At 75.2% G+C, this 25,339-nt stretch carries 28 protein-coding genes; 14 read left to right on the top strand and 14 right to left on the bottom strand.

The features are described 5' to 3' along the window. The first annotated feature begins 78 nt into the window (after positions 1 to 78). On the top strand, positions 79 to 1,671 hold the full coding sequence (locus LN037_RS14740; protein WP_255694212.1) for an alpha/beta fold hydrolase: 1,593 nt from the start codon (positions 79 to 81) through the stop codon (positions 1,669 to 1,671). Between the two features lie 75 nt (positions 1,672 to 1,746). On the opposite strand, the gene LN037_RS14735 is transcribed toward LN037_RS14740, so the two are convergent. The 5 genes from LN037_RS14735 to LN037_RS14715 form a co-directional block, all read right to left on the bottom strand. Further along, positions 1,747 to 2,058 carry a hypothetical protein gene (locus LN037_RS14735; RefSeq protein WP_230753848.1) on the bottom strand — a complete coding sequence of 104 codons (312 nt, stop codon included), beginning with the start codon at positions 2,056 to 2,058 and terminating at the stop codon, positions 1,747 to 1,749. A gap of 79 nt (positions 2,059 to 2,137) precedes the next feature. After that, the gene (locus LN037_RS14730; protein WP_230753847.1) at positions 2,138 to 3,247 is read right to left on the bottom strand and encodes a serine hydrolase domain-containing protein; all 1,110 of its coding nucleotides are present in this window, start codon (positions 3,245 to 3,247) and stop codon (positions 2,138 to 2,140) included. Continuing rightward, positions 3,244 to 3,630, bottom strand: a complete 387-nt coding sequence (locus LN037_RS14725) for a hypothetical protein (protein ID WP_230753846.1) — start codon at positions 3,628 to 3,630, stop codon at positions 3,244 to 3,246. The genes LN037_RS14730 and LN037_RS14725 overlap by 4 nt, the downstream gene beginning before the upstream one ends. A 396-nt stretch (positions 3,631 to 4,026) precedes the next feature. After that, complete coding sequence (gene purU / locus LN037_RS14720; RefSeq protein WP_230753844.1) at positions 4,027 to 4,884, bottom strand: formyltetrahydrofolate deformylase; 858 nt, start codon at positions 4,882 to 4,884, stop codon at positions 4,027 to 4,029. A 14-nt stretch (positions 4,885 to 4,898) separates the two neighbouring features. Beyond that, on the bottom strand, positions 4,899 to 5,252 hold the full coding sequence (locus LN037_RS14715) for a hypothetical protein (protein ID WP_230753842.1): 354 nt from the start codon (positions 5,250 to 5,252) through the stop codon (positions 4,899 to 4,901). A 376-nt stretch (positions 5,253 to 5,628) separates the two neighbouring features. Between LN037_RS14715 and LN037_RS14710 the strand changes: the two genes are divergently transcribed. Then, positions 5,629 to 5,874 (top strand): hypothetical protein, encoded by a 246-nt coding sequence (locus tag LN037_RS14710; protein ID WP_230753841.1) that lies wholly within the window; start codon positions 5,629 to 5,631, stop codon positions 5,872 to 5,874. Between the two features lie 52 nt (positions 5,875 to 5,926). On the opposite strand, the gene LN037_RS14705 is transcribed toward LN037_RS14710, so the two are convergent. Together LN037_RS14705 and LN037_RS14700 are read right to left on the bottom strand one after the other, a co-directional pair. After that, a complete protein-coding gene (locus LN037_RS14705; protein WP_230753839.1) occupies positions 5,927 to 6,097 on the bottom strand; it encodes a CsbD family protein in 171 nt (56 codons plus the stop codon). Between the two features lie 20 nt (positions 6,098 to 6,117). Next, positions 6,118 to 7,101, bottom strand: coding sequence for a DUF3048 domain-containing protein (locus LN037_RS14700; RefSeq protein WP_230753837.1), 984 nt, complete (start codon positions 7,099 to 7,101; stop codon positions 6,118 to 6,120). Positions 7,102 to 7,136: 35 nt separating this feature from the next. Here LN037_RS14700 and LN037_RS14695 point away from each other — a divergent pair, with 35 nt between their 5' ends. The 6 genes from LN037_RS14695 to LN037_RS14670 all read left to right on the top strand — a co-directional run bounded on the left by LN037_RS14695 (position 7,137) and on the right by LN037_RS14670 (position 12,285). Next, complete coding sequence (locus LN037_RS14695) at positions 7,137 to 7,838, top strand: DUF1707 SHOCT-like domain-containing protein (RefSeq protein WP_230753835.1); 702 nt, start codon at positions 7,137 to 7,139, stop codon at positions 7,836 to 7,838. A gap of 58 nt (positions 7,839 to 7,896) precedes the next feature. Then, complete coding sequence (locus LN037_RS33620) at positions 7,897 to 9,687, top strand: serine/threonine-protein kinase (protein WP_230753833.1); 1,791 nt, start codon at positions 7,897 to 7,899, stop codon at positions 9,685 to 9,687. Positions 9,688 to 9,733: 46 nt separating this feature from the next. Further along, positions 9,734 to 10,123: a type III secretion system chaperone family protein gene (locus tag LN037_RS14685; RefSeq protein WP_230753831.1), complete on the top strand. Its 390-nt coding sequence runs from the start codon at positions 9,734 to 9,736 to the stop codon at positions 10,121 to 10,123. Positions 10,124 to 10,190: 67 nt separating this feature from the next. Next, complete coding sequence (locus LN037_RS14680; protein ID WP_230753829.1) at positions 10,191 to 10,514, top strand: putative quinol monooxygenase; 324 nt, start codon at positions 10,191 to 10,193, stop codon at positions 10,512 to 10,514. After that, on the top strand, positions 10,511 to 11,518 hold the full coding sequence (locus LN037_RS14675) for an acetamidase/formamidase family protein (protein WP_230753828.1): 1,008 nt from the start codon (positions 10,511 to 10,513) through the stop codon (positions 11,516 to 11,518). The genes LN037_RS14680 and LN037_RS14675 overlap by 4 nt, the downstream gene beginning before the upstream one ends. Before the next feature lie 8 nt (positions 11,519 to 11,526). After that, entirely contained in the window at positions 11,527 to 12,285 is a 759-nt protein-coding gene (locus tag LN037_RS14670; RefSeq protein WP_230753826.1) for an SDR family NAD(P)-dependent oxidoreductase, read from the top strand. Here LN037_RS14670 and LN037_RS14665 read toward each other — a convergent pair. Beyond that, complete coding sequence (locus LN037_RS14665) at positions 12,282 to 12,767, bottom strand: hypothetical protein (RefSeq protein ID WP_230753823.1); 486 nt, start codon at positions 12,765 to 12,767, stop codon at positions 12,282 to 12,284. The two genes, LN037_RS14670 and LN037_RS14665, sit on opposite strands and share 4 nt — an antisense overlap. A gap of 322 nt (positions 12,768 to 13,089) precedes the next feature. Between LN037_RS14665 and LN037_RS33615 the strand changes: the two genes are divergently transcribed. Then, on the top strand, positions 13,090 to 16,743 hold the full coding sequence (locus LN037_RS33615) for a transglycosylase domain-containing protein (RefSeq protein WP_230753821.1): 3,654 nt from the start codon (positions 13,090 to 13,092) through the stop codon (positions 16,741 to 16,743). On the opposite strand, the gene LN037_RS14655 is transcribed toward LN037_RS33615, so the two are convergent. Continuing rightward, positions 16,719 to 17,096 carry a winged helix-turn-helix transcriptional regulator gene (locus tag LN037_RS14655; protein WP_230753819.1) on the bottom strand — a complete coding sequence of 126 codons (378 nt, stop codon included), beginning with the start codon at positions 17,094 to 17,096 and terminating at the stop codon, positions 16,719 to 16,721. The genes LN037_RS33615 and LN037_RS14655 overlap by 25 nt on opposite strands. A gap of 118 nt (positions 17,097 to 17,214) precedes the next feature. Here LN037_RS14655 and LN037_RS14650 point away from each other — a divergent pair, with 118 nt between their 5' ends. Continuing rightward, positions 17,215 to 18,045 (top strand): class I SAM-dependent methyltransferase, encoded by an 831-nt coding sequence (locus LN037_RS14650; RefSeq protein ID WP_230753816.1) that lies wholly within the window; start codon positions 17,215 to 17,217, stop codon positions 18,043 to 18,045. Here LN037_RS14650 and LN037_RS14645 read toward each other — a convergent pair. The 5 genes from LN037_RS14645 to mobA form a co-directional block, all read right to left on the bottom strand. Beyond that, positions 18,015 to 18,422: a cupin domain-containing protein gene (locus tag LN037_RS14645; protein WP_230753814.1), complete on the bottom strand. Its 408-nt coding sequence runs from the start codon at positions 18,420 to 18,422 to the stop codon at positions 18,015 to 18,017. The genes LN037_RS14650 and LN037_RS14645 overlap by 31 nt on opposite strands. Further along, positions 18,419 to 18,844 (bottom strand): PPOX class F420-dependent oxidoreductase, encoded by a 426-nt coding sequence (locus tag LN037_RS14640; RefSeq protein ID WP_230753812.1) that lies wholly within the window; start codon positions 18,842 to 18,844, stop codon positions 18,419 to 18,421. Before LN037_RS14640 ends, LN037_RS14645 begins: the two co-directional genes overlap by 4 nt. 46 nt (positions 18,845 to 18,890) lie before the next feature. After that, on the bottom strand, positions 18,891 to 19,358 hold the full coding sequence (locus LN037_RS14635) for a hypothetical protein (protein WP_230753810.1): 468 nt from the start codon (positions 19,356 to 19,358) through the stop codon (positions 18,891 to 18,893). After that, positions 19,355 to 20,917, bottom strand: coding sequence for a chloride channel protein (locus LN037_RS14630; RefSeq protein ID WP_230753808.1), 1,563 nt, complete (start codon positions 20,915 to 20,917; stop codon positions 19,355 to 19,357). Before LN037_RS14630 ends, LN037_RS14635 begins: the two co-directional genes overlap by 4 nt. Positions 20,918 to 20,980: 63 nt before the next feature. Then, positions 20,981 to 21,616 (bottom strand): molybdenum cofactor guanylyltransferase, encoded by a 636-nt coding sequence (gene mobA / locus LN037_RS14625; RefSeq protein ID WP_230753806.1) that lies wholly within the window; start codon positions 21,614 to 21,616, stop codon positions 20,981 to 20,983. Positions 21,617 to 21,708: 92 nt separating this feature from the next. Between mobA and LN037_RS14620 the strand changes: the two genes are divergently transcribed. The 4 genes from LN037_RS14620 (at position 21,709) to LN037_RS14605 (ending at position 25,284) form a co-directional block, all read left to right on the top strand. Further along, the gene (locus LN037_RS14620; protein WP_230753804.1) at positions 21,709 to 21,927 is read left to right on the top strand and encodes a hypothetical protein; all 219 of its coding nucleotides are present in this window, start codon (positions 21,709 to 21,711) and stop codon (positions 21,925 to 21,927) included. Between the two features lie 104 nt (positions 21,928 to 22,031). Next, positions 22,032 to 23,729 (top strand): formate--tetrahydrofolate ligase, encoded by a 1,698-nt coding sequence (locus LN037_RS14615; protein WP_230753802.1) that lies wholly within the window; start codon positions 22,032 to 22,034, stop codon positions 23,727 to 23,729. Beyond that, positions 23,730 to 24,302 carry a cyclodeaminase/cyclohydrolase family protein gene (locus LN037_RS14610; RefSeq protein ID WP_230753799.1) on the top strand — a complete coding sequence of 191 codons (573 nt, stop codon included), beginning with the start codon at positions 23,730 to 23,732 and terminating at the stop codon, positions 24,300 to 24,302. It begins immediately after the preceding gene. Between the two features lie 34 nt (positions 24,303 to 24,336). Beyond that, on the top strand, positions 24,337 to 25,284 hold the full coding sequence (locus LN037_RS14605; RefSeq protein ID WP_230753796.1) for an asparaginase: 948 nt from the start codon (positions 24,337 to 24,339) through the stop codon (positions 25,282 to 25,284). Positions 25,285 to 25,339 lie beyond the last annotated feature (55 nt).

The following is a 25,339-nucleotide window of genomic DNA, read 5'->3' as shown; positions in this document are numbered from 1 at the left end:
AATCGGACAGGACTACTCCGTTACCCCGTGTGGGTGTTTAGAGTCGGAGCGTCATCGGATCCGTGTGAGGAGCGCCCCCTGCGTACTCGACTCGTCGGTCTCGTCGCCGTCCTGCTCCTCACCGTCGTCGGAGCCCTGACCGCCGTGCCGGCCCAGGCCGCCCCGGCGCCGGGCTACCAGCCGCCACCCGTGACGTTCGGGCCGTGCACCACGCCGTCCCTGGTCACCGCGGGCGCCCGGTGCGGGTTCGTCACCGTCCCCCTGGACTACGCGAACCCGGCCGGGCAGAAGATCCGGATCGCGATCTCGCGGATCGCCCACACGACCCCGCAGTCGCAGGGGATCATGCTGGTGAACCCCGGTGGTCCCGGTGGCTCCGGCCTCGGTCTCTCCCGGCTCCGGTCCCGCGTGCCGAACGGCGCCGGGAACGCCTACGACTGGATCGGGTTCGACCCGCGCGGCGTGGGCGCGAGCGAGCCGTCGCTGTCGTGCGACAAGACCTACGCGGGCTACAACCGCCCGTACTACGTGGCCACCGAGGATCCGCGGGCCGAGGCGGCGTGGCTCGCCAAGACGTCCCGGTACACGGCGGCCTGTGCGGTCGCCGGGCGCGACCTGCTGAAGCACCTGCGGACGACCGACACCGTCGAGGACATGGAGTCGATCCGCAAGGCGCTCGGCGAGCGGCAGATCAACTTCTACGGGTTCTCCTACGGCACCTACCTCGGCACGACCTACGCGACGCTGCACCCGCAGCAGACCCGGCGGATGGTGCTCGACGGCGTCGTCGATCCGTCGAAGGTCTGGGAGCAGGGCAACTACGACCAGGACGTCGCGTTCGAGCGCTCGATCGGCGTGTTCTTCGCGTGGGTGGCGAAGTACGACGCCGTCTACCACCTCGGCACCACCCAGCAGGCGGTGCGGGCGCGCTACGACGAGCAGTACCAGAAGCTGCGCACCCAGCCGGCCGGCGGACTCATCGGCTCCTCGGAGTGGAACGACATCTTCCTGCAGGCCGGCTACTACGTGTACGGCTGGGAGGACATCGCGTCCGCGTTCTCGGCCTGGGTCAACCAGCAGAATCCCGCCGGGCTGCTCGCGCTCTACCCGGCACCGACCGACGACAACGGGTACGCGGTCTACCTCGGCGTGCAGTGCTCCGACGCCCCGTGGTCGCGCTACCCGCAGTTCCGGCAGAAGAACGCGGCGCTCTTCCCGAAGGCACCGTTCGAGACCTGGGCCAACGCCTGGTTCAACGCGCCCTGCACCTTCTGGCCGGCCCCGGCCGGGCGGCCGACGGCCGTGAACGGCGCCGCGGCACCGCCGATCCTGCTGGTCTCCGAGACCCTGGACGCGGCGACGCCGTACGCCGGCGCGCTGGCCGTGCGGCAGTCCTTCCCGAAGTCGGCCCTCGTCGAGGGCACCGGGGGGACGACGCACGCCGGGACGTTGCAGGGGCAGGCCCCGTGCGAGGACCAGATCGTGGCCCGCTACCTGGCCGACGGCTCGTTGCCGGCCCGGAAGGCGGGCGGCGGGTCCGACGCGCAGTGCGCCCCGACGCCGCAGCCGGTGCCGACGGCGGTGAACCTGCCCGCCCCGACGGCGGCCTCGGCCAAGGCGGCGGCCAGCGCCGTCACCGCGGTGGCGCCGCAGCGCTGGTCGGGGAACTGAGCCCGCCGCGAGGTCCACGCCGGGCAGGTTCCGGAGGTGCCGGCGCTGCCTGACGTGACCCTCGGGGCCGGCCCGTCAGTGGAAGCGCACGGCGAACCCGACCGGGTGCAGGTCGGCCGAGAAGAACACGTCGAACCGGGTGTAGGCCTCGGCCTCCGGCTCGTCGGCGGAGGACCAGGAGAAGCTGAGCTCGGCCTCCCCGGCGCTCGGCACGGTGATGGTGTCGAGCCAGAACCCGCGTCGGTCGTGGTGCAGGTAGAGCGACAGCAGGTGCAGGGCCTTCCCGACGAGGGCCTCGCGCTCGGCCACCACGCGCGCGGCGAACTCCTCGCGGCCGGGATGGATCTCGACCTCGAGCCCGTCGTCGTGACGCTGGATCCGGCTCACCCCGCCGAGGATGCCACCGGGCGGGACACCGGACGGGTCGGTGGCCCCGCTGACGCGTCCGGTGACAGGGATGCGCCGTTCACGTCGGGACGCGGTCCACGAACTCCGCGTAGGCCGCGTCGACGACCGCGGTGTGGAGCGCGACGTCGCGGGGGCCCGAGAACAGCTTCTGGGTCAGCACCACGACGACGAGGTCGCGCACCGGGTCGACGTGCCAGCTCGTGCCGAGCCCGCCCGCCCAGCCGAACGACCCCGCCCGTGGCCCGTCGACCGTCACGGAGACGCCGAAGCCCCAGCTCGACGCGGGGTCGAGGAAGCCCGACGCCAGGGCGCTCGCGCGCTGGGCGGGGGTCAGCTGGTCGCGGGTCATCGGCGGCCGGTGGAGCAGGGCGCGCGCGAACGCCAGCAGGTCGTCGACGGTGGAGACCAGGCCGCCCGCCCCGTCCGGGAACGCGGGCGGGCGGGACCAGTGGCCGTCCGGCGCGTCCCACACGCCGTCCCCGTCGTAGGCCGTGGCGAGCCGGTCGGTCGCGGTGGTCCAGAACCCGGTGTCGGCCATGCCGTGCGGCGTGAACACACGCTCGGACAGCAGGTCGGGGAGCGGGCGGCCGCCGGCGCGGGCGAGCAGGACGCCCAGCAGCTGGCCCGAGGCGTGGTAGAGCCAGCGCTCCCCGGGCTGCGCGAGCAGCGGCAGGCGGGCGAACTCGGCGAGCCATTCGTCCGGCTCCGGCGGCAGCGTCGGGTCGGGCGGCCCGATGGTGTTCAGCCGCCCCGACGTCGCGGCCGCCATCAGCGGCCACGGCGGGTCGGCCGCGAACATCTCCGTCGTCATGCCGAGTCCGGCGGTGTAGGTCAGCACGTCCCGGACCGTGATCGGACGGTCGGCGGGCACGGTGTCGTCGAGGTCCGCGTCGGGCGCGCGGAGCACGCGCCGGCCGGCGAGTTCCGGCAGCAGGCGGTCGACGGGCTCGTCGACGGCCAGGGCGCCGTCGTCGAGGAGCGACTCCGCGAGGGCCGCGACCACCGGCTTCGTGATCGAGGCGATGCGGAACAGCGAGTCGCGTCGGACCGGCGCCCCACCCGTCGTCAGGAACCCGTGGGTGCGGACGTGGACGTCGTCGCCCCGGGCCGCCAGCGCGACCACGCCCGGGACGTCGGCGGACGACACCGCCTCGTCGAACGCGCTCATGCCCGGGTGAACCGCAGCGTCATCCACGGTTCGGCGACGCCGTCCCGGTGCCACACGCCCGTGCCGGTGTCGCCGTCGACCCGCATCACCGAGCGGGCCCCCGGGCCGCCGAAGCTGAGGTGGCCGTCGGGGGTGAGCTCGAGCGTCGACTCCTCGACCGATCCGTCCCCGCCGAAGGCGCGGGTGGGCACCGGTGACGCCGACACCGGTCCGATCACCTCGAGCGCCCGCACCGGCGAGTCGCCCATCACGACGTCCACGTGGTGCACGACGAACGCGTCGCCCAGCCAGGAGTAGGCGTCGGTGCCCCGCACGGTGGTCCCGTCGTCCACCTCGCCCTCGGTGCGCCAGGTCCCGATGATCGCGTCGAGTTGCTCCCGCATGCGAGGAACGTAGCAGTCGGTCCTGAAACAGGACTACAGGTCACGATCGGGTGACTCCGGCTCACACCCGGCGTGCCGGCCGCGATGAGGGGGCACACGCCCCGTCCGGTTGAGGAGACCACCATGGCCGTGCCGACCCCGAGGACCCCCAGCGGTGTCCCGGCCCTCGCCCTGCTGCTCGTGCTCCTGGTGATCGTCCTCGCGATGTGGATCGCCTGGACGGCCTGACGACCGATCGCGCGCCCCGGCGGCCTGATCGGCCTGGTGGCGCGCCCGGGACGGCCTCGAGATCCGGTCGAGCGGAGCAAGGTGGTCGCTCAGCGACCACTTCGCTCCGCGTAACGAGATCTTGCCGCCGTCCGGCGGCGCGACCAGCGGCCCGGCTGCAGCGCCCGGCTAGAACACGACCGTCGTCGCGCCGTCGCGCATGACGCGGTCCTCGCAGTGCCACCGCACCGCGCGGGAGAGCACCGAGCGCTCGACGTCCGCCCCGAGGCGGGTGAGGTCGGCCGCGGTGTGGCGGTGGTTCACGCGCACCACGTCCTGCTCGATGATCGGGCCCTGGTCCAGCTCCTCGGTCACGTAGTGCGCGGTCGCGCCGACGAGCTTCACCCCGCGCTCCTTGGCCTGCCGGTAGGGCACCGCCCCGACGAAGGCGGGCAGGAACGAGTGGTGGATGTTGATCATCGGGGCGCCGACGGCCGCGAGCAGTCCGCCCGACACGATCTGCATGTAGCGCGCGAGCACCACCAGGTCGAGGCCGGCGAGCAGCTCGGCCTGCCGGGCCTCCGCGTCCGCCTTCGTCTCCGGCGTCACGGGCACGTGGACGAACGGCACGCCGAACGACTCCACCGCGGCGGCCAGGTCCGGGTGGTTGGAGATGACGACCTCGACGGCGACGTCGAGGTCGCCGCGCTGCGTGCGCCACAACAGGTCGAGCAGGCAGTGGTCGATCCTGGACACGAGGATGCCGATCCGCTTGGGGGCGGCGGTGTCGGTGACCAAGAAGTCCATCGCGAAGTGGCGGGCGACGTCGGAGTCGAAGGCGGCCCGCAGCCGGTCGAGGTCACGCGAGGGCAGGGCGAACTCGGTGCGCTGGAAGTACGTGCCGTCGTAGGTCGCGGTGGTGTGCTGGTCGAGCGACAGGATGTTCGCGCCCGAGGCCGACAGGAACGACGAGACGGCGGCGACGATCCCGAAGCGGTCCGGGCAACGGACGAGCAGGCGGCCGACGGTGTCGGCGGGGCGGGACACGGCGAGCAGGGTAGTCAGGCGTGCCGCGACAACGCGCGCGCGTCGAGCGACGCGGGCGCGGGCGCCCGTCGCGGCCGCCGGCGGGCCGGTCGCAGCGGGGTCACGGCGTCGTTCCGGTGTCGGACGATCGTCGTGGCGAGTTCCCGCGACCGGGCCTCGAGTTCGTCGTCCTCGCCGCCGGTGAGCGCCGCGGCCGCGTCGCCGACCTGCAGTGCGATGCGCGCCAGTTCGTCGAGCAGGTCCGCCGACCAGTCGAAGCGGTCGACCCCGGCCGGACAGCCCGAGCGTCGGGCGGTGACCTCGGCCAGCGCCTCGTGGGCGCGGTGCACCAGATCCCGCAGGTGACGGCGCTCGTCGTCGTCCACCACGGGCCTTGCCTCCTCGACACGCCGTTCACGGTCCGGCCCACGGAGAATGCCCTGACACGCGCGGTTCACACGTGTCCGGGGGTCGCGCCGGTATCGGATCGGTGAACGAAGGACGACGAGGTCGCTGACTAGCCCGTTCGGGGCGGCGTTGCGCCATCGGGTGACGACATCCGGACGGAGCGTGGCCGGAACATGGAGAAGCCCGGTCGGCGGGGGGACACCGACCGGGCTCGCGTCGATCACGGGGGGCATGATCGACGCTGTCGAGACTCCTCTGCGTACACCCGCGCGTCAAGGAGTTGGCCCCCGGTGTGCCACGCGACTCACCGGTAACCAGGTCGTGCGACCATGGCCCCGCCTTCAGGGGAGGAGCGCCATGCGGATCCGACTGCAGGACGGACCCTGCGCGGGGGAGCACGACGTCCGCGTCGTCGACTCCGCGCCGCCGCCCGAGGAGTACCTCGTCCTGGTGGAGAAGGGTCCGCGCACGCCGACCGATGGCGTCAACGGCGGCACGATCCCCGGCGTCAACGTCTTCGCGGTGCACCGTCTCGCCCGCCGCGACCCGGACGGCACGCCGGTCTACGGGTTCGCGGGCAACCGCTTCTCCCGCGGGTACTGAAGCCCCGGGGCGACGACGGGCCCGCCGCGCGGACCCGTCGTCGGAACCGTGGTCAGCGGAAGGCGTCCTTCACCTTCTCGCCGGCCTGCTTGATGCTGCCCTTGGTCTGGTCGGCCTTGCCCTCGGCCTGCAGGTCCTTGTCGTCCTGGACCTTGCCGACGGCCTCCTTCGCCTTGCCCTTGAGCTCGTCCGTCTTGTTGTCGATCTTGTCACCGGTAGCCATGTCCGGGGAGATACCCGATCTCAGGCGGCCACCAACAGCACCCAGACCGGTCCCGACGCGAACGTCAGCGGGGCGCCGTCGGTGCCGGTGAACGTCGTCGGGTCGGACGGGCCGACGCGGGACCACGTGCCGGGGAAGCGGCGCCCGTCGCGCAGCACCTCGACCGGCCCCGACCCGACGGTGACCGCGGTCGGCGACGGGGCGCCGGCGACGTCCCGGATCGCCGAGGTCCGCACCGGGACGCGCTGCACGACGATCGTCGCCGGGCGCACGTCGCTGGGGGTCCCGCCGACGGTGAGGTCCCACCGGTCGCCGTCGGCGCGAGCCAGCACCTCGGTGCGGCCGACCCGCTCGACGACGTCGGGGGCCGGGCTGCCGCCCGGGGCGGGGGGACCGAAGCGGAACCCGACGTCCCGCGGCGCGGTCGCGTCCGGGGCGGCGCGCAGCAGGGCCGCCGGGTCGCCGAGGAGGTCGTGCGGGGCCGGGCGGTCGCCCACCCGCCGGTAGGCGCCGGGCACGCGCTCCGCGGACACCCCGTCGATGGCCGCGCGCGCGACGTCGGCGTCGAGTTCGGGGGCGTTGCCCGAGTACGCCAGGGCGGGGCGGCCGTAGGCGGCGAGCAGGTCGAGGTCGGACTCGCGCAGGCTGCGGACCGCACCGACGGTCGGGGGCAGGCGGGAGGCGAACACGGCGAGCAGGCGGGTCAGGCCGGCCTCGACCGGCTCGACGTAGACGACGTCGGCGTCGCCGACCCCGATCCACGGCCGCCCCTCCGGCGCGTTGTCGATCTTGACGGCGAGGACGGCCCGTCCCGGGTCGCCCGGTTCCCCGGTCAGCGGGGAGGTCCCGGTGGTCGGCGTGCGCGTGCCCGCGACGGGGGCGCCCGCCGGGTCGTGCCCGCCCAGCACGACGAACCCGAGCACGGCCGCCACGGCCAGGGCGAGGACGACCCCGAGTGCCTGCGTGCGCCGACCCTCGTCCGGCCCGTCCGCCACGGCGACCATCCTCGCTCCCGAGCGCGTCGACCTATGATCAGGGCATGGCGCGCCGCGCAGCGCAGGAACCCGAACCGGTCGAACCGCCCCGGGAGCGTGCCTCCGACGCCGAGCGCGAGGACGTCGCCGGGATGCTCGCGCGGGCCATGGTGGCCGGGCGGCTGACCCCCGTGGAGTACTCCGACCGCGTCGCGATCGCCCAGGCCGCGCGCTACCGCGACCAGCTCGACGGGCTCCTGTCCGACCTGCCCGGCTTCGTGCTGCACTCCTCCCACGGCAGCGACGTCCTCGATCTCGAGGCGGGCCTCGGCGGGTCGATCACGCGCCGCGGCTACTGGAAGGTCCCGCCGACGGTCCGGGTCCGCAGCTGGGTGGGCCGGGTGCTGCTCGACCTCTCGGAGGCCGAGTGCGCCACCGCCGTCGTCGCCGTCGAACTCGTCACCGGGATGTGCTCGCCGACGATCGTGCTGCCCGAGGGCGCGACCGTCGACGTGGACGACCTCCGGATCTCCGCGGGCGCCGTCCGAGACGAGACGGTGCACCGCCGCGACCGCGGTGACCTGCACGTGAGCGTGCGCGGACGGCACTCCTTCGGCGACGTCGTGCTGCGCCACCCGGTCCGCGGGCGGTGGGAGCGGCTGCGCGCACTCCCGGCCGAGGCGCCCCGCTCGGTGGCCCGCCGCGTGACGCGGACCCACCGACCCGCCCGGCCCGACGCACGCCGATCCGACGGCGGCGCCAGGTAACGTCGACCACCCCAGGAGCCGGCCGAGGGCCACCGACGTACACCGAGGAGGGACACCCGTGACGCTCGATCCCGGTGCCGGCCTCCGGCTCCTCGCCCCGCTGGCCGCCGGTCTCCTGCTCGCGCTGTGCGCCTCGCCGCTCTACCGCGCCCTCGTCGCCCGTCGCCGCCAGGCCCTCCTGGTCGACCGGGTGGTCACCGGCCGGGTGGCCCGGCTGACCGGGCCCGAGCGCCGCCGCGCCGTCCGGCACCTCCACCGGCAGGCGGGCGATCCGGTCCCCGTCGTCCTCGGCCTCGCCGCGCTGGCCGGGACCGTCACGGTGGTGGGCGCGGTGCTCACGGCCCGCCTCGCCGTCGGCGGCAACGCCGACCGGCGCGCGCTCATCGACCGCGTCGTCGGCACCCTCGACGACGCCGGGCTCCCGACGCCGAGCTCGGGCTCGGCCGTCCTGGTGGTCGCCTCGGTCGTGTCGGTGGTCCTCGCACTCGCCGTCGCCGCCCTCCACGTGGCCGCCCTCGACGTCGAGCGGCGGCGCGCCATGCCGGTGACCCGGCCCTGGCCGCTGTCGAAGCGGCGGACGACGTGGCTGTTCGCCGCCGTGGTCTTCGTGCTGCTGATGATCGTCGGCCTGGAGAACGGTGCGCTGGCCGCCGGGCTGTTCCTGCTCGGCCACCAGATGACGGTGCGCGCGATGCGCCCGAAGCTCTGCGCCGAGGCCCCGGTGCTGCCCGAGGCCCTGCGCGCGGCCAAGCTGCCCGACCCCAAGGAGCGGCGCCTCATCCGGTCGCGGCAGGGCCCCGCGCCGTCGCTGGGCGCGGCCGGTGCCCGTCCGCCGACCGCGGCCCGCCCGGCCGCCGTCCCGGCCGGTCCCCGCTCCGGCCCCGGGCGGACGCCGCCCCCGGTCCCGCGCTCCACCGCCGCCCCGCGGCCGCCGACGACCGCCACGCGCCTGATCGACATGGCGCCGCCGGAGCAGCCCCTCACCCCGCACGACCCGCGGACGGTGGGCGAGTACCAGCTCACCGGGCGCCTGGGGTCCGGCGGCATGGGCACGGTCTACCTCGGCCACCGGGCCGGGACCGCAGGCCAGGTGGCGATCAAGGTGCTCGCCCCGCACCTGCTCGACGACGTCGACGCGCGCACCCGGTTCCTGCGCGAGGGGCAGACCCTGCAGAAGGTCACCGGGGACTACACCGCCCGCGTCCTCGGGGTCGGCTTCGACGGCTCGATGCCCTACATCGTCATGGAACGGCTCGACGGGCCCTCGTTGCACGCCTACGTGTGCGAGAGCGGGGCCGTGCGCGACGCCGAGACCCTGACCCGGATGGCGATCGCCCTCGCCCGCGCCCTGGCCGCCCTGCACAACGACGGCATCACCCACCGCGACCTCAAGCCCGGCAACATCCTGCTGACCTCCGCCGGGCCCAAGGTCGTCGACTTCGGGATCGCCCGGGTGGTCGGCCAGACCCACCACACCCCGGCCGGGAACATGGTCGGCACCCCCGGCTACATGGCGCCCGAGCAGGTCACGGGCAACGGCGCCGGCCCGGCCACCGACGTGTGGGCCTGGGCGTGCTGCGTGGTCTTCGCCGCCCGCGGCGACCACCTCTTCGACGGCGAGAACATCGTCGACATCGCCCGGCGCATCCTCGACGGCCCGCCCGCCGACGCGTTCACCGGCGTCGGTCGGCTCTCGCCGCGGCTGGTGCCGGTGCTGCGTCGCGCCACGGCCCAGGACGCCGCCGACCGCCCACGCGACGGGGCCGCGCTCCTGCGGCTGCTCGACCGCTCCGGTGCCACCGCGACCGTCGGCAGCTTCGCCTGGGACAAGCTCGTCGGGGCACGCTGAGTCCCGCTGCTACGGTTCGGCCAGTCGAGCCTGAAGGGGAGTGTCCGTGGCCAGCTGGGACGACCTCGTGCTGTGGGTCCGGGTCCGCTACGAGGTGATGGCGCAGGACGCCGACAACCTGACCTTCCGCCTGCCGACCACCGACGACCGGGACCAGCTCGTGTACGTCCACCACCGGGGCGAGGTCGACGGCCACGACTGGATCCAGATCGAGTCGCCCATCGCCCGGCTCGACGACATCGACGCCCGCCGCCTGCTCGAGCTGGCCGAGGAGGCCGTCGTCGGGGGCGCCGTCGCGGTGCGCGGGACGGCAGTGTTCCGGCACGCCGCGCCGCTCGAGGACCTGACCTTCGCGGAGTTCGAGGGCCCGTTCCGCCTCGTCACGGAGACGGCGGACCGCCTCGAGCACCAGCTGACCGGCGCCGACCACTACTAGCGCTGGACCACGGGGCGTCGACCCACCAGGCTGGGCAGCCACCGCCGTCGCGCCGAGGGAGCCCGCCGTGATCGTCATCAACATCGTCATGCAGATCCGGCCGGAGAGGACCGACGACTGGTTGGCGCTGGCGGACTCCTACGCGCGGAACGTGAACGCCGAGGAGGGCTGCCTGTACTTCAAGTTCTCCCGCAGCCTCACCGACGAGAACGAGTACGTCTGCATCGAGGGCTTCCGGGACGCCGACGCCGGCTCGACGCACACCTCGCAGCCGTACGTGAAGGAGTTCTTCGAGCGGATGCCCGACCTCGTGTCCGCCCAGCCGCAGATCCTCTACATCGACACCCCGCACGACGGGTTCGGTCCGATGGGCGAGATCCAGCCGCGGTGACCGAGCTCGAGTTCACACCGACCCCCGACCAGTACGCGTGGACCTTCGGCGGGGTCGCCCCCGTCCGGGAGGTCGAGCCGGGCACGGTGATGCGGCTCTGGTGCGACGACGCCTTCGGTGGACGCATCCGCGCGGTCACCGACCTGCCGAGCGCGGTGCTCGACCCGCGTTTCCTCAACCCCCAGACCGGGCCGTTCGCCGTCGGCGGCGCCGAGCCCGGTGACACGCTCGTGCTCCACCTGGTCGACCTCACCCCGGCCCGCGACTGGGGCGCCTCCACGCTCGTGCCCTTCTTCGGCGGCCTCACGGGTACCGACCGGACCGCCCTGCTCGACGACCCGCTGCCCGAGCTCACCTGGATCTACGAGCTGGACCGGACGCGCGGCACCGTCACCTTCGTCGCCCGGCGCAGCGAGTTCTCGGTCGACCTGCCGGTGGCGCCGATGCTGGGGACGGTCGGGGTGGCGCCGGCCGCCCGCGAGGTGCGCTCGTCGCTGACCCCCGACGCGTTCGGCGGCAACATGGACACGCCCGAGATGCGGGCGGGCGTCACCTGCTACCTGCCGGTGAACGAGCCGGGAGCCCTGTTCTCGGTGGGCGACGGGCACTACCGCCAGGGCGAGGGCGAGTCGTGCGGCACCGCGGTCGAGGGCGCGATGCACGTGACCCTGATCGTGGAGCTCGTCAAGGCCGACGTCGCCCCGGCGCCGCTGTGGCCGCGGATCGAGAGCGACGACGAGCTGATCACCGTCGGCTCGTCCCGCCCGCTCGAGGACGCGTGGCGGATCGGGCAGAAGGAGATGATCTCCTGGCTCGGCACGCTGCACGGCCTCGACCGGCTCGACGCCTACGAGCTGCTCACCCAGATCTCGCTGGCCCCGCTCGCCAACGTGGTCGACACCAACTACAGCGCCGTGACCAAGGTGTCCAAGGCGTTCCTGCCCCGCGTCGAGCCCTACGACGGGCTGCACGCAGCGCTGCGCGCCCGCGCGGCCGACCTCTAGGGAGATCGATGGACCTGCAGCTCCGCGGCCGGCGGGCCCTGGTGACCGGCGGCAGCAAGGGCATCGGGCGGGCCGTGGTGGAGAGCCTCGCCGGGGAGGGCGCCACGGTCGCGTTCTGCGCGCGCGGGGCCGAGGGCGTCGACGCGACCGTCGCCGAGCTCACCGCGGCCGGCCACGACGTGCGCGGCGCCGCGGTCGACGTGGCCGACGGCGACGCCCTGCGCGCCTGGGTCACCGGGTGCGCCCGGGAGCTCGGCGGGATCGACGTGGTGGTGGCCAACGTGTCCGCGCTGGCCATCCCGCCCACCGAGGAGAACTGGGAGGCGTCCTTCCGCACCGACATGCTCGGCACCGTGCGGCTGGTGGAGGCGGCGCTGCCGTCCCTCGAGGCCTCCGACGTCGGGTCGATCGTGACGATCTCGAGCGTCTCCGGCCGTGAGATCGACTTCGCCGCCGGGCCCTACGGGACGTTCAAGGGCGCGATCGTGCACTACACGCAGGGTCTCGCCCACCAGCTCGCCGGCCGGGTCCGCGCCAACTCGGTCTCCCCGGGCAACACCTACTTCGCGGGCGGGGTGTGGGAGTCGATCGAGTCCGGCGACCCGGACCTCTACGACCGGGCCCTCGCGCTGAACCCGACGGGCCGGATGGCGCGCCCGGAGGAGATCGCGGTGGCGGTCACCTTCCTCGCCAGCCCGGTCGCGTCGTTCGTCACGGGCACCAACCTCGTGGTCGACGGCGCGCTGACCCGGGGCGTCCAGCTCTAACGACGGCCCTCCGGCAGGGCGGGGCGCTCGGGCCCGAAGATCAGGCCGACGACGACGTTGGCCGCGGTCCCGAGCGCGCTCACGGCCGCGACCACGCCGCGCGCGGTCCAGTCGACCGCCACGGCCACGCCGCGGCGGGCGGCGGCGCCCACCCGGCGCCAGCGGCTCGCGAGGTCCTCGACCGGACGCGCCGGCAGGTGCCGCGGGGCGAGGACCAGCTCCCCCGACGGCCGCGCGGCGCCGGTCGCGGGCACGGCCGCGTCCTCCCGGCCGGGCTCGGCGCGGAAGGCGAGCCGCCGATGAGGCAGCAGCGGGCCGACGTGCGGGTGGCGCGGGGCCGGGATGTCGGCCGAGAAGAGGGCGGGTCCGTCACCGAACCGGGCGATGGCGGCGGCCTCGCCCGCGACGAGCCCCGGCCGGTCCGCGCCCGGGGGATCCGACGGGCCCGGCGCGTCCCCGGAGGGATCGTCCGCGTCGGTCATGGGCCACCTCTCGTCGTCGTCCCGCCGGGGTGCGGGCGCCGATCGGCGACCGGCCGATCTCCCGCGAGCGGAGGACAGTGTCGCCCATCCGAGCGCGACCGGACACCGCTCGCCGCATGTTTCCATCCGGTCACGGAGCGCGCCACGTTCCCCCTGTATCCGTGTCGTCGGCCTGCCGTTGGCCTCCTCGGGATCGCCTGCCCGGCGGCCCCTCCGACACACGGTTCCACCCCGGGGGACCGTGATCGGAGAGTGACCGGATCGTGATCCAATCGAGACCGGCGGGGGTCGCCCCGCTCTGGTGGACGCGGGAGGTGGAGCGGTGGCGGGAGCGCATTCCCGGTCCTCGCGTCACGAGCGCCCGGAGCCCCTCGAGGTCCCCCCGCCCCCGGCGACCGGCGGCGACGACGCGGACCGCGACCGCGACTACGGCGAGATCTTCCGGCCCCGCCCGGCCGACGACCCCGCGCCGCCCTCCCCGCCGATCGGTTTCCCGAACGCGCTCTCCTCGGCGTCCTTCCGCGCCGCCGCCCCGGCGCCCGCGGCCGTCCCGGCGACGTCCGGCACGGCCACCCGGAGCGCCTCGTCCGCGCGCGGCGGCCTGCTGACCGGGTCCCGCCCGGCCGGCGCCCGCTCGACGGCGCTCCAGCCGCCCCCCGCCGTGCCGCCGCCCCCGGCGCCGCCGCTGCCCGAGGGTCCGACCGGCCGCGGCCCCGCCGGGCCCGCCGCTCCGACCCGGCGTCCCACGAGCCACCCGTCCTTCCCGGGCTCCGAGCCCGCCCCCACCGGGCTCACCGGCTCGCGCGCGGTCCCGGGTGCCCGCACCGACTCCGGGCCCCAGCCCCGGCCGGTCGTGCCGGCCCCGGTCCGTCCCGGTGGCACGGCCCGCCCGGGCGCCCCGGCGGCACCCGCCCGGCCCGTGCCCGGCGCGCCGCCCGTCACCGGCGCGGCCCCGGTCCGCCCCGGTGCTCCGGCCCGGTCGGGCGCTCCGGCCCAGCCCGGTGCTCCGGCGCAGCCCGGTGCCCCGGCGCAGCCCGGTGCCCCGGCCCGGTCCGCCGCTCCGGCTCCGGCTCCGGCGGAGCCCGCCGCTCCCGCGCAGCCCGGGTCGCCGGCGCGGCCGGGTGCCCGCGCCGCCGCGGCCCCCGCACCGACCCGCCCGCCCGGCCCGGTCCGTCCCGGCGGCTCGCCGACGCCCGCCGGTCCCGGGACGGCAGCGCCCTCCCCGGCCCCGGGCGCCCCGGCCCCGGGCGCCCCGGCGCCCGCCCGGCCGAGCGGGTCGCAGCGTCCGGGCGCCCCGGCCACCGGGTCCCGATCGGGCCCGCCGGCGCGGTCCGGCGGCCCCGCCGTTGATCAGCGGGCACCCTCGGCGGTGGCCGGGGCCTCCCCGACGCCGACGGTGCTCGACGACCACGAGGAGTCCGCGCCGAAGCGGACGCCCGACGGCACGGCCATCGCACCCGCCGTCGGGAAGGATGGCCGGGAGAAGGACGGGGCGGCCGGGCCGACCCGGGCCTCGTCGGGAACGACCACCTCCACGACCACCACGGCCCGTCGCACCGGCTCGACCCCGCAGTCGATGCAGACGCGGGCCGAGCGCCGCGCGGCGGGCAAGGACGGCCTCGCGCGGGCCGCCGGCCGCGCCGCGACCCGCACCACCCGCGCGACGCCCGGGCGCACCCGGATCAGCCGTCCCGCCGCCGCGGCGCGGGACGACCGGCCCGCGCCGCCGCGCGGTCGGATCGCCGCCGCGGTCGCCGCGCTGGTGGCGGCGGTGGCGGCGAAGGTCGTGCACTGGCCGGGCGGGGAGCGCCTGGTCCGCGCGGGCCACTGGGTCGACGGACACGTGCAGCGCTACCTCGACGGCCGGGACGGCGAGTCGCTGCCGGTGGCGGCGCGGCTGTGGCGGCGGCGTCGGCGGATGGGCTACGCGGCCCTGGCCACCGTGATCGGGGTCCCGGCGCTCTCGCTCACCCTCGGGTGGCTGCTGATCCCGGTGCCCAACGCGGACTCGGCGGTCGAGAGCCAGCTGAACACGGTCTCGTTCTCCGACGGGACGGTGCTCGCCCGCGTCGCGCCCGGCGAGCAGGGCAACCGCCAGAAGGTGTCGATCACGCAGATCCCGCTGCCGGTGCAGCACGCGGTGCTCTCCGCGGAGGACCGCACCTTCTACACGAACTCCGGGTTCGACGTCTCCGGCATCGCGAAGGCGGCCTGGAAGCAGGTCACCGGCGGGCAGGGCGGCGGGTCGACGATCACGCAGCAGTACGTCAAGAACGCGATGGTCGGCTCCGAGCACTCGTACTTCCGCAAGTTCAAAGAGCTGATCATCTCGGCGAAGATCACCCAGGAGTACTCGAAGGACCAGGTCCTCGAGGACTACCTCAACAGCATCTACTTCGGCCGCGGCGCCTACGGCATCCAGGCGGCGTCGCAGGCGTACTTCGCGAAGTCGGTCGACCAGCTCACGCCCGCCGAGGGCGCGATGATCGCGGGCCTCATCCAGGCGCCGTCGCAGTGGGACCCGGCGGTGAACCTGCAGGGCTCGCAGCGCCGCTGGAACTACGTGCTCGACGGCATGGTCTCGCAGGGCTGGCTGTCGGCCGGCGACCGCGCGGTCGCGACCTTCCCGATGACGGTCCCGCCGCGCAAGGTCGGCAACGGCGTCCCGGACGACGACCGCGGCCACATCTACAACGCGGTGAAGGACGAGCTGAAGACCCTCGGGATCGACGAGGACGCGCTCGTCACCGAGGGCCTGCAGATCCAGACGACGATCGACCCGGAGAAGCAGGCCGACGCGGTCGAGTCGGTGCGCGACGAGCTGCGGGGCAAGCCGGCCAACCTGCGGACCGCCGCGGTGTCCATCGACCCCCGCACCGGCGCGATCGTCGCCTACTACGGCGGCGACAACGGGTCGGGCCTGGACTACGCCCAGGTGCAGAAGCAGGCCGGGTCGACGTTCAAGCCGTTCGTCCTGCTCGCCGCCCTGCAGCACGACCCGCCGATCGGCATCAGCACCCAGTTCGACGGCCAGTCGGTGGCCGGGAGGACGGTGCGCAACGTCGAGGGCGCGGACTGCAGCAACTGCTCGCTCAAGCGCGCGATGACCCTGTCGAACAACGTGGTGTTCACCGCGCTGGGCAACGAGGTCGGCCCGCAGGCGGTGGCGGACGCCGCCCACCAGGCGGGGATCACGGCCAAGCTGGAGAACCCGAACTCCGGGCTCGCGCTGGGCAACGCCGAGGTCACCCCGGTCGAGATGGCGGCGGCGTACGCGACGTTCGCCAACGACGGCGTCTACCACAAGCCGCACCTCGTCCAGAAGGTCACGACGGCGAGCGGTGAGGTCCTCTACGACGGCGCGGCCGAGCAGGGCGAGCAGCGGATGGACCCGAAGGTCGCCCGCAACGTCACCGAGGCCATGCGCGACGTCCCGACCTACGACGGCGCCCAGCTCGCCGGCGGCCGCCTCTCGGCCGGCAAGACCGGCACCGTCCAGTCGCACCTGGACAACCAGAACAACGACGCCTGGATGGTCGGCTACACCCCGTCGGTCGTCGCCTCGGTGTGGGTCGGCACCGACGACAACACCCCGATCCAGTACCCGGACGGCCGCCCGGTGTACGGCCACGGGATCCCCAGCGACATCTGGCAGACCTTCATGAACGGCGCGGTGCAGGGCACGCCGAAGCAGACCTTCGGCGAGTTCGTCCCGGTCGCGGGCACCGACCCGGGCACCACCGCCACCGGCGAGGGCCAGCAGGCCTCCTCGACGACCGCCGCCCCGACCAGCGCGACGAAGGCGCCCGAGGCCACCAGTTCGGCCCCGCCGACCCCGAGCGCGGGCCCCGCCCCGGAGCCCGCACCCGCGGAGCCCGGTGCCCCCGCCGAGGGCGCGGCCCCGCAGGCCCCCGGGGCCGGGCAGCCGGAGGAGCAGGCCGAGCAGCCGGCTCAGCAGCCCGCCGACGGCGGCTGACCCCCGCCGACCCGGGCCACCGACGCGCACGGTCCGCGACAGTCGGCGTCGTGGGCCCAGCGGGCGCCCCAGGCCCCGAGGGCGTCGACGACGGCCCGCAGGTCCTCGCCCGCGGGCGTCAGCTCGTAGCGCACCTCGGCGCCGTCGGTGCGGCGCTCCACCACACCCGCCCGACGCAGGTGGTGCAGACGCTTCGACAGCAGCGAGGGCGAGCACCCGGGCAGGCCGCGGCGGAGCTCGTTGAAGTGCCGTCGCCCGGCCACCAGCTCGCGGACGACGAGCATCGTCCACCGCTCGTCGAGCAGTTCCACGGCCTTCGCGACCGCGCAGCACCGATGGTCGCCGCCCTCCATCCTACGCAGCGTAGCCGTGACACACGGTGATCGGTACACATCTCGCACTAGGCGGAACCCGGCCTGATTCCTACCTTCGGAGACCACTCCGACCGGAAGGACACTCATCGTGACCACCATGGACGCTCAGGCCGTCACCGCCCGTCACCGCGCCGTCTGGGCGTCCGGCGACTACCCCCGCATCGCGCGCGACGTCGTCGCCCCGCTCGGACCGGTCCTCGTCGAGGCGTGCCGGATCGGCCCGCACCACGGTGTCCTCGACGTCGCCGCGGGTGCCGGGAACGCCGCGCGCCCGGCCGCCCGCACGGGTGCCACCGTGGTCGCCTCCGACCTCGTGCCCGACCTGCTCGCCGTCGGTCGGGCCGAGGCGGAGGCGGAGGGCCTCACCCTGCAGTGGGAGGAGGCGGACGCCGCGGCGCTGCCGTTCGAGGACGCGGACTTCGACGTCGTCATGTCGTGCATCGGCGTGATGTTCGCCCCCGACCACCGGCGCTGCGCGGACGAACTCCTGCGGACCTGTCGTCCCGGCGGGCGGATCGGGCTGCTCTCCTGGACGCCCGAGGGCTTCGTCGGGCGGATGTTCGCCACGATGCGGCCGTACGCGCCCGCCCCGCCCCCCGGCGCGCAGCCCCCGGTCCTGTGGGGCTCGGAGCAGCACCTGCAGGACCTCCTCGGCGCCGGGGTGACCGACGTCGTGGCGCAGCGCCGGACGCTGCGCGTGGAGCGCTTCGCCGACGGGGACGCGTTCCGCGACTACTTCCGTGCCCACTACGGGCCCACGATCGGTGTCTACGCCTCCCTGGTCGACGACCCGGACCGCGCCGCCGCGCTGGACCGTGACCTCGCCCGGCTCGGCGACGAGGCCCTGGCCGACGGGATCATGGAGTGGGAGTACCTGCTCTGGACGGCGACCCGGGCTCAGCCGTCGGAGAGCTCCCAGTCGGCGTAGTCGAACCCGGGGGAGACCACGCAGGTCACGAGCACCTCGGCGTCGGCCGGCTCGGCGCGCTGCCAGGCGCCGCCGGGCACGAGGACGGCGAGCCCGGCGTCGGGCCCGAGCCGGTGCTCCACGCCGCCCCCGGGGGCGTCGGCGACCCACACCGAGATCGGACCGCCCCGCTGCCAGAGCCACAGCTCGTCCGACCGCACCCGGTGCCAGCCCGAGCGCTCGCCGGGCGCGAGGACGTAGTGGATGGCGGTCGCGGTGGGCCGTTCACCGTCGTACCCGGCGGGGTGCACGACGACGGGTGCGGCCCACAGCTGCCGGAACCAGCCGCCCTCGGGATGGGGCTCGAGATCGAACTCCTCCGCGAGCGCGGGCCTCACGCGGTCATGTCCAACGAGGCCAGCACCTTCGTCGGGGTGATCCGGACGACGAGCTCGCCGGGCACCGCGTTGCGCCGGCCGAACTCCTCCGCCCGGTCGGCGCCCATGTAGCGCCCGCCGAGCTCGGTGGCCGTGCGGAGCAGTTCGTCGGGCTCCTCCGACAGCGTCACCGTGCCCTGGACCTGCACGAACGCGAACGGCGGCTCCTCGAGGTCGACGCAGAGCACCACCCGGGGGTCGCGGGCGAGCGCCTTGCCCTTCGCGGTGTCGCGGCCGGTGTTGAACACCAGCGTGTCGCCCTCGAGCAGGAACCAGATCGGCGCGACGAGCGGCCGGCCGTCGCGCGCGGTCCAGCCGAGCTTGCCGGTGCGGGTGCCGTGGCTCAGGAAGTCCCGGACGGCGGGGTCGGTCAGGCTGCTCATGCGGCCGACCCTAGGGCCCGCGGCGAGGCCCGGGAGCCTCCGGTGATCAGGGCGCCGACCCGAGGGCCCGGGCGAGGCCCGTGACGGCGGTCCGGGCGGTGACGAGCCCGCCCACGCAGGCGCCGACATCGATCGTGCCGCCGGGCGCGGTGGCGGGGCAGCCCCGGGCGACGTACGCGTCCCGCGCCTGACCCACCGCGGCGACGGCGGCGGTCACGGCCGGGTCGGAGGGCAGGGCGTTCGCGGCGGTGCGCGCGGTCGAGGCCGTCTCCTCCACCCAGCGCCCGCAGCGCGGCCACACCGCGCGCGGGTCGGCGTCGGTGTAGCAGGGGTCGGCGAGGGCCAGGCGCAGTTTGTTCCGCGCCGCGTCGGGCGAGCGGTTCTCGACGCCGGGTGCGGCGGCCTCCGAGGACTGCCCGGACGGGATGCTGGCGGGCCCGGAGCCCCCGCAGCCCGCGAGCACGCCCAGCAGGACGGCGGCGAGCACGGCCGCGAGCGCCGCGCCGCGCCTCATCGCCCGGCCTCGGGGCGCAGCGAGGCCGCGAGGTCGTCGAGGGCGTCGGCCGGGCCGGTGAGGAGCACCCGCGCATCGTGCGCCCCGCCGTCGAGCCGCGCGAACGCGGGCGGCGGGACCCACGCCCCGTCGGCGGGCTCCGTCGCCCCGACGGGCAGCCGGACCAGGCACCGCTCCTCGGGCAGGTCGAGCACCTCGCCGGGACCGAAGGGCCGCCACTCGCGCGCGCCCGGCGGGGTGAGCCGGATCCCGCGGCGCGAGAGCTTCATCGTGTAGATCGTCTCGCGGGACACGAGGCGCGACAGCGCGGTCGCGAGCGCGACGGCGATCATCAGCGGGACGACCAGCGACCACTCGGCGGTGATCTCCGCGACGATGACGACCGCCGTGATCGGTGCGCGCGTCGCGCCCGCGAGCACCGCGGCCATCCCGACGAGGCCGTAGGCACCCGCCGGGCCCGCCACGCCCGGTGCGACGGCGGCGAAGGCGGCGCCGAGGGCGGTGCCGGTCATGGCGCCGAGGAACAGCGACGGCGCGAAGATGCCGCCCGAGCCGCCGATGGCCAACGTGAGGCTCGTGGTGAGCAGCTTGCCGACGAGCAGGACCAGCAGGAACCCGACCGCGTACTGGCCGGCCACACCGGCCTGCAGCACGGGGTAGCCGACGCCGTACATCTCGGGCAGCGCGACGAGCAGGAGGCCGACGAGCACCCCGCCGACCGCGGGGCGCAGCCACTCCGGTCCCCTCCACACCGAGTCGGCGAGGTCCTCGAGGCCGTAGAGGGTGCGGGTGAACGCCACGCCGACGAGGGCCCCGACGAGCCCGACGACGGCGAACAGCGCGAACTGGGCGAAGGAGTCGACGGAGAACGGGGGGAGCGTCAGGAACGTCCCCGAGCCCTCGAACGCCCGGGCGACGAGGTTCGCGACCGCGGACGCGGTGACCACCACGACGAACGAGAGCATCGTGAAGTCGAGCAGGATGATCTCGAGGGCGAAGAACACGCCGGAGATGGGCGCGTCGAAGGTCGCCGAGATCCCGCCGCCCGCCCCGCAGGCGACGAGCAGCCGCAGCCGCGAGGTCGGCATGCGCATCCACTGCCCGAGGCTCGAGCCGATCGCCGAGCCGATCTGGACGATCGGTCCCTCGCGGCCGACCGAGCCGCCGGTGCCGATGGTCAGGGCGGACGCGAGGGACTTCACGACGGCGACGCGGGGCCGGATGCGGCCGTCGTTCTCCGCGACCGCGAGCATCACCTCGGGGACACCGTGCCCGCGCGCCTCGCGGGCGTAGCGGTAGACCAGCGGCCCGTAGATCAGCCCGCCGACGACGGGGGCGGCCACGAGGAACCACCGCCCGATCTCGGGCCACCACGGCAGCGGGGCGCCGGGGGTGGCGGCGTAGTCGGTGGTGCCGGTGACGAGCCGCGTCACGCGGAAGATCAGTTCCCGGAACACCACCGCGCCGAGCCCGGCGCCGAGCCCGACGACCACGGCGGCCACCGCCATCCCGACCACCGACTCGCCGAGGAAGCGCTGCCAGCGCGGGGCCGTCGTCATGACGATCAATCTCCCACGGTCATCGGCCCGACGAGGGGTCCGAGTCCGGTTCGTCCGGGGACGTCACCGCTGGTCGAGGGCGCGGGCGTACTCCTCGGGGGTGTCCACGTCGGCGACGGCGCGCAGCTGCGGGTCGGCCGCGCGCAGGGCGGGATCGGCGAGCAGGTCGGCGGCGCTGAGCTCGCGGACCACGCTCGCCGCGAAGAGGTCGGCCGGACGGCGGGCGCCGTCCGCGAGGAGCCGCGTGGCCCGCGGCCCGAGCACCGTGCGGTAGGCGGCGGCGAGCGGCTGCCGGTGCCCGTGCAGCACGGGGAGGGCCACCTCCGTGTCCCCGGCGTCCCCCAGCGCCGCGAGCACGGCCGTCACGTAGGCCGGGTGCAGGGCGGGGAGGTCGACCGAGCACAGGAAGGCGACCTCGCGGCCCGCCGCACCCGCCGTCGTGAGCCCGGTGGCGATGCCCTGCAGCGGGCCCCGGCCCGGCTCGTCGTCGCCGACGGAGAGGACCCCGGCGCCGTCCACCGGCCGGGGGAATCCCGCGGCGCCGACGACGACCACGGGGCCGGTCACCGCGCGGCGCAGGACCGCGACCACGTGGTCGAGCAGGGTGCCGTCCCCCCAGCTCAGGGCGGCCTTGTCGCGGCCCATCCGGGTCGAGCGGCCCCCGGCGAGGACCACGGCGGCGGCAGTCGTCTCGGACACAGCCCTGATTGTCGCGCGGGCTTTGCGTCTATCCACCCGACGGCGGGGCTCGAGGAGAGGGCCCACCGTGCGACGACAGGGAGTGGACAGCGATGGCCGGCAGGTACGCAGGCGAGCCCGAGGACGCCCACCGCGGACAGATCGCGGCGACGCCGTCCGACCCCGACGAGGCGCGCGCCGACCGCGAGATGGCCGACGCCGAGCGTGCGGTCGCCCTGGGCACCGCGAGCGAGGAACAGCGCGAGGCCGTGGACCGCATCGCGCACGCCCGCACCCACGAGGAGCGACGCAGCCTCTGGATGAACGCCTAGCGGTGCCGTCCGCGCCGTTCCCGCCGTCCCCGGCCGTCCACCGCGATCGGTCGCAGGTCACTTCGCGTCGACGGCCGGGACGGTCTCTGCTTGTGTGATCCGTCATGAGCATCCCGTCCGACCTCGAGATCGCCCAGAAGGCGACGCTGAAGCCGCTGGACGACGTCGCCGCGGCCATGGACCTGCCCTCCCACCTGCTGGAGATGCACGGCCGCGACGTCGCCAAGATCGAGCTCGACGCGATCGACGTGATGGCGGACCGGCCGAAGGCCAAGTACGTCGTGGTGACCGCCATCACGCCGACGCCGCTCGGCGAGGGCAAGACGACGACGACCGTCGGGCTGGGGCAGGCGTTCTCGCACGTCGGGAAGCGCGGGGTCATCGCGATCCGGCAGCCCTCGATGGGGCCCACGTTCGGGATCAAGGGCGGCGCCGCGGGCGGCGGCTACTCGCAGGTCGTCCCGATGGAGAAGTTCAACCTCCACCTCACCGGCGACTTCCACGCCGTCACCAGCGCCCACAACATGCTCTCGGCGGTACTGGACAACCACCTGTACCAGGGCAACGCGGCGGGCCTGGACCCGTACCGGGTCACCTGGCGGCGGGTGCTCGACGTCAACGACCGCGCACTGCGCAACGTCGTGACCGGGCTCGGCGGCCGGATGGACGGCGTGCCGCGCGAGTCCGGCTTCGACATCACCTCGGCCTCCGAGGTCATGGCCATCCTCGCGCTGTCGAACTCGCTCGAGGAGATGCGCGCCCGGCTGGGCCGGATCGTCGTCGGCTACACCCCCGACGGCGACGCCGTGACCGCCGAGGACATCCACGGCGCGGGCTCCATGGCCGCCCTGATGCGCGACGCGCTCAAGCCGAACCTCATGCAGACCCTGGAGAACACGCCGGTCCTCGTGCACGCCGGCCCGTTCGGCAACATCGCGCACGGCAACTCCTCGATCGTCGCCGACCGCATCGGCATCCACGCCGGCGACTTCCTCGTCACCGAGGCCGGGTTCGGCGCCGACATGGGCGCGGAGCGCTTCTTCAACATCAAGTGCCGCGCCTCCGGGATGACCCCGGACGCCGCCGTCGTGGTCGCGACCGTCCGCGCGCTGAAGGCACACAGCGGGAACCACCGGATCGTCGCAGGCAAGGACCTGCCGGAGGCGCTGCTCGCCGAGAACCCCGACGAGGTCCACGCCGGCGGGGCGAACCTGCGCAAGCAGATCGAGAACATGCGCCTGCACGGCGTCTCCCCGGTGGTCTGCATCAACGCGTTCCCCACCGACCACCCCAGCGAGCACGCCGCGATCCGCGAGATCGCCGAGTCGCTCGGCGCCCGCGTCGCCGTGTCGACGCACTTCGCGGACGGTGGACGCGGCGCCGCCGAGCTCGCCGAGGCCGTCGCGGAGGCCGCGGAGGAGCCGTCGGACTTCCAGCTGCTCTACCCCGACGACGCGTCGCTGCGCGAGAAGATCGAGGCCGTCGCGACGAAGGTCTACGGCGCCGACGGCGTCGACTACGCCCCGGCCGCGAACTCCTCGATCGACCTCTACGAGCGCAACGGGTTCGGCGGGCTGCCCGTCTGCATCGCGAAGACCCACCTGTCGATCTCGTCGGACCCGAAGCTGCTCGGCGCCCCCACCGGCTGGCGCATGCCGGTCCGCGAGGTCCGCGCCTCGGTCGGGGCCGGCTTCGTCTACCCGATCTGCGGGGACATGCGGACGATGCCGGGCCTGGGCAAGCAGCCCGCCGCGCACTCGATCGACGTGCAGCCCGACGGCACGATCGTGGGGCTGTTCTAGGTGGCGGCCGGGAGTCCCCGGCCGCTGGGCGAGGTGGCGGTCGGGCGGCTCGGCGACGCGCTGGCGGCGAAGGGGCCCGGGCCGGCGGCCGGCTCGACCTCGGCGATCACCGCGGCGCTGGCGGCGGGTCTCGCGGGCAAGGTCGCGAAGGCGGCCGCCCGGACCGACCCGGCGGCCGTCGACCTGTCCCACGAGCTCGACGGGCTGCGCGCCCGGGCGCTCGGGCTGGCCGACGACGACGTCGCGGCGTTCGCCGGGTTCCTCGCCGCCCGGAAGGCCCCGGGCGGGGACGCCGGCGCGACCGAGGCGATCGTCCAGGTCCCGCTCGACGTCCTCGCCGTGGCCGTGCGGGTCACCGAGATCGCGGCGGCCCTCGCCGAGCACGGCCCGGACGCCCTGTCCGGCGACGCCGTCACCGCCTCCCTGCTCGCGGCGGCCGCCGCCGAGTCGGCGTCCGCGCTGGTCGGGATCAACATCGCCGACGGCCCCGAGGCGTGGGCCGACCCGCGCGTGGAGGACGCCGAGGAGCGTGCCGGCGAGGCGCGGCGGCTGGCGGAGCGGGCGGCGTTCTAGGTGCGCTGCGCGCTCGTGAGCAGAAGAGGTCGCCATGACGACCGTTAGTGCTCACGTGCGCAGCACCCGCGGCGGGGTCGTCGAGTCCGTCCACGAGGTCGCCCTCGTCGTCCTGCGCCCCGACGGGGGGACGTTCCTGACGGCGGGTGACCCGGCCCGGCCGGTCTTCGGGCGCTCCTCGCTGAAGCCCGCGCAGACGGTCGCGGTGCTGCGGGCGGGGGCCGACCTCACCGACGACGAGGTCGCGATCGCGAGCGCCTCGCACAGCGGCGAGCCCGGGCACCTCGCCGCGGTGGCGGCGCTGCTCGACCGGCACGGCCTGACGCCGGAGCACCTGGGGTGCGTGCCCGACCTGCCGCTGGGCACCGCCGCGATGCGGGCGTACCTGGCCGCGGGGCACGGCCCGACCCCGCTCGCCATGAACTGCTCGGGCAAGCACGCGGCGATGCTCGTGGCCGCCGGCGGGGATCCGGACTACCTCGACCCGGCGCACCCGCTGCAGGTCGCCTGCCGGGCGGCGGTCGACGAGCTCGCCGGCCCGGTCCTCGGCGCGAGCGTCGACGGCTGCGGTGCTCCCGCGTTCGTCACGACGCTCGCGGGGCTCGCCCGGCTCGCGCACGCCCTCGCCCGGCCGACCGATCCCGCGGTCGCCCGGGTGGCCGCGGCGATGCAGGCCCGGCCGGACCTCGTGGCGGGCACCGACCGGCTCGACACCGTGCTGATGACCGAGCTCCCCGGCAGCGTCGCGAAGTCCGGCGCCGAGGGCGTGCTCGTCGCCGCGCTGCCCGACGGCACGGCGGTCGCGGCGAAGGTCCTCGACGGCGCGGGCCGCGCGCTGGGGCCGGTCCTGCTCGCGGTCCTCGAGGCGGTCGGCCTCGCGGCGCCGGACGCCCTGCGTGCGGTGGCCGCGCCACCGGTCGTCGGGAAGGGGGAGCAGGTGGGCGCATTGCGTGCACACCTGACGCGCGCCACGGACGGGTGATGTCCTCAAACGTGTCGGTAGCCCGAGGGTCACGATATCGGTTCCGTGTGGGAGT

Origin of the sequence: Actinomycetospora soli (assembly GCF_021026295.1) — a bacterium.
Lineage (GTDB): Bacteria > Actinomycetota > Actinomycetes > Mycobacteriales > Pseudonocardiaceae > Actinomycetospora > Actinomycetospora soli.
This window is presented reverse-complemented; position numbering and strand designations above follow the sequence as displayed.

What these genes read in the sequence shown, in the direction of transcription:
- LN037_RS14730 (WP_230753847.1), bottom strand. Translation starts at nt 3,247, where the DNA reads ATGAGCGCGTTCGACGAGGCGGTGTCGTCCGCCGACGTCCCGGGCGTG.
- LN037_RS14725 (WP_230753846.1), bottom strand. Translation starts at nt 3,630, where the DNA reads ATGCGGGAGCAACTCGACGCGATCATCGGGACCTGGCGCACCGAGGGC.
- LN037_RS14710 (WP_230753841.1), top strand. Translation starts at nt 5,629, where the DNA reads ATGCGGATCCGACTGCAGGACGGACCCTGCGCGGGGGAGCACGACGTC.
- LN037_RS14705 (WP_230753839.1), bottom strand. Translation starts at nt 6,097, where the DNA reads ATGGCTACCGGTGACAAGATCGACAACAAGACGGACGAGCTCAAGGGC.
- LN037_RS14700 (WP_230753837.1), bottom strand. Translation starts at nt 7,101, where the DNA reads ATGGTCGCCGTGGCGGACGGGCCGGACGAGGGTCGGCGCACGCAGGCA.
- LN037_RS14695 (WP_230753835.1), top strand. Translation starts at nt 7,137, where the DNA reads ATGGCGCGCCGCGCAGCGCAGGAACCCGAACCGGTCGAACCGCCCCGG.
- LN037_RS14670 (WP_230753826.1), top strand. Translation starts at nt 11,527, where the DNA reads ATGGACCTGCAGCTCCGCGGCCGGCGGGCCCTGGTGACCGGCGGCAGC.
- LN037_RS14665 (WP_230753823.1), bottom strand. Translation starts at nt 12,767, where the DNA reads ATGACCGACGCGGACGATCCCTCCGGGGACGCGCCGGGCCCGTCGGAT.
- LN037_RS14655 (WP_230753819.1), bottom strand. Translation starts at nt 17,096, where the DNA reads ATGGAGGGCGGCGACCATCGGTGCTGCGCGGTCGCGAAGGCCGTGGAA.
- LN037_RS14650 (WP_230753816.1), top strand. Translation starts at nt 17,215, where the DNA reads ATGGACGCTCAGGCCGTCACCGCCCGTCACCGCGCCGTCTGGGCGTCC.
- LN037_RS14640 (WP_230753812.1), bottom strand. Translation starts at nt 18,844, where the DNA reads ATGAGCAGCCTGACCGACCCCGCCGTCCGGGACTTCCTGAGCCACGGC.
- LN037_RS14635 (WP_230753810.1), bottom strand. Translation starts at nt 19,358, where the DNA reads ATGAGGCGCGGCGCGGCGCTCGCGGCCGTGCTCGCCGCCGTCCTGCTG.
- LN037_RS14630 (WP_230753808.1), bottom strand. Translation starts at nt 20,917, where the DNA reads ATGACGACGGCCCCGCGCTGGCAGCGCTTCCTCGGCGAGTCGGTGGTC.
- LN037_RS14620 (WP_230753804.1), top strand. Translation starts at nt 21,709, where the DNA reads ATGGCCGGCAGGTACGCAGGCGAGCCCGAGGACGCCCACCGCGGACAG.
- LN037_RS14615 (WP_230753802.1), top strand. Translation starts at nt 22,032, where the DNA reads ATGAGCATCCCGTCCGACCTCGAGATCGCCCAGAAGGCGACGCTGAAG.
- LN037_RS14605 (WP_230753796.1), top strand. Translation starts at nt 24,337, where the DNA reads ATGACGACCGTTAGTGCTCACGTGCGCAGCACCCGCGGCGGGGTCGTC.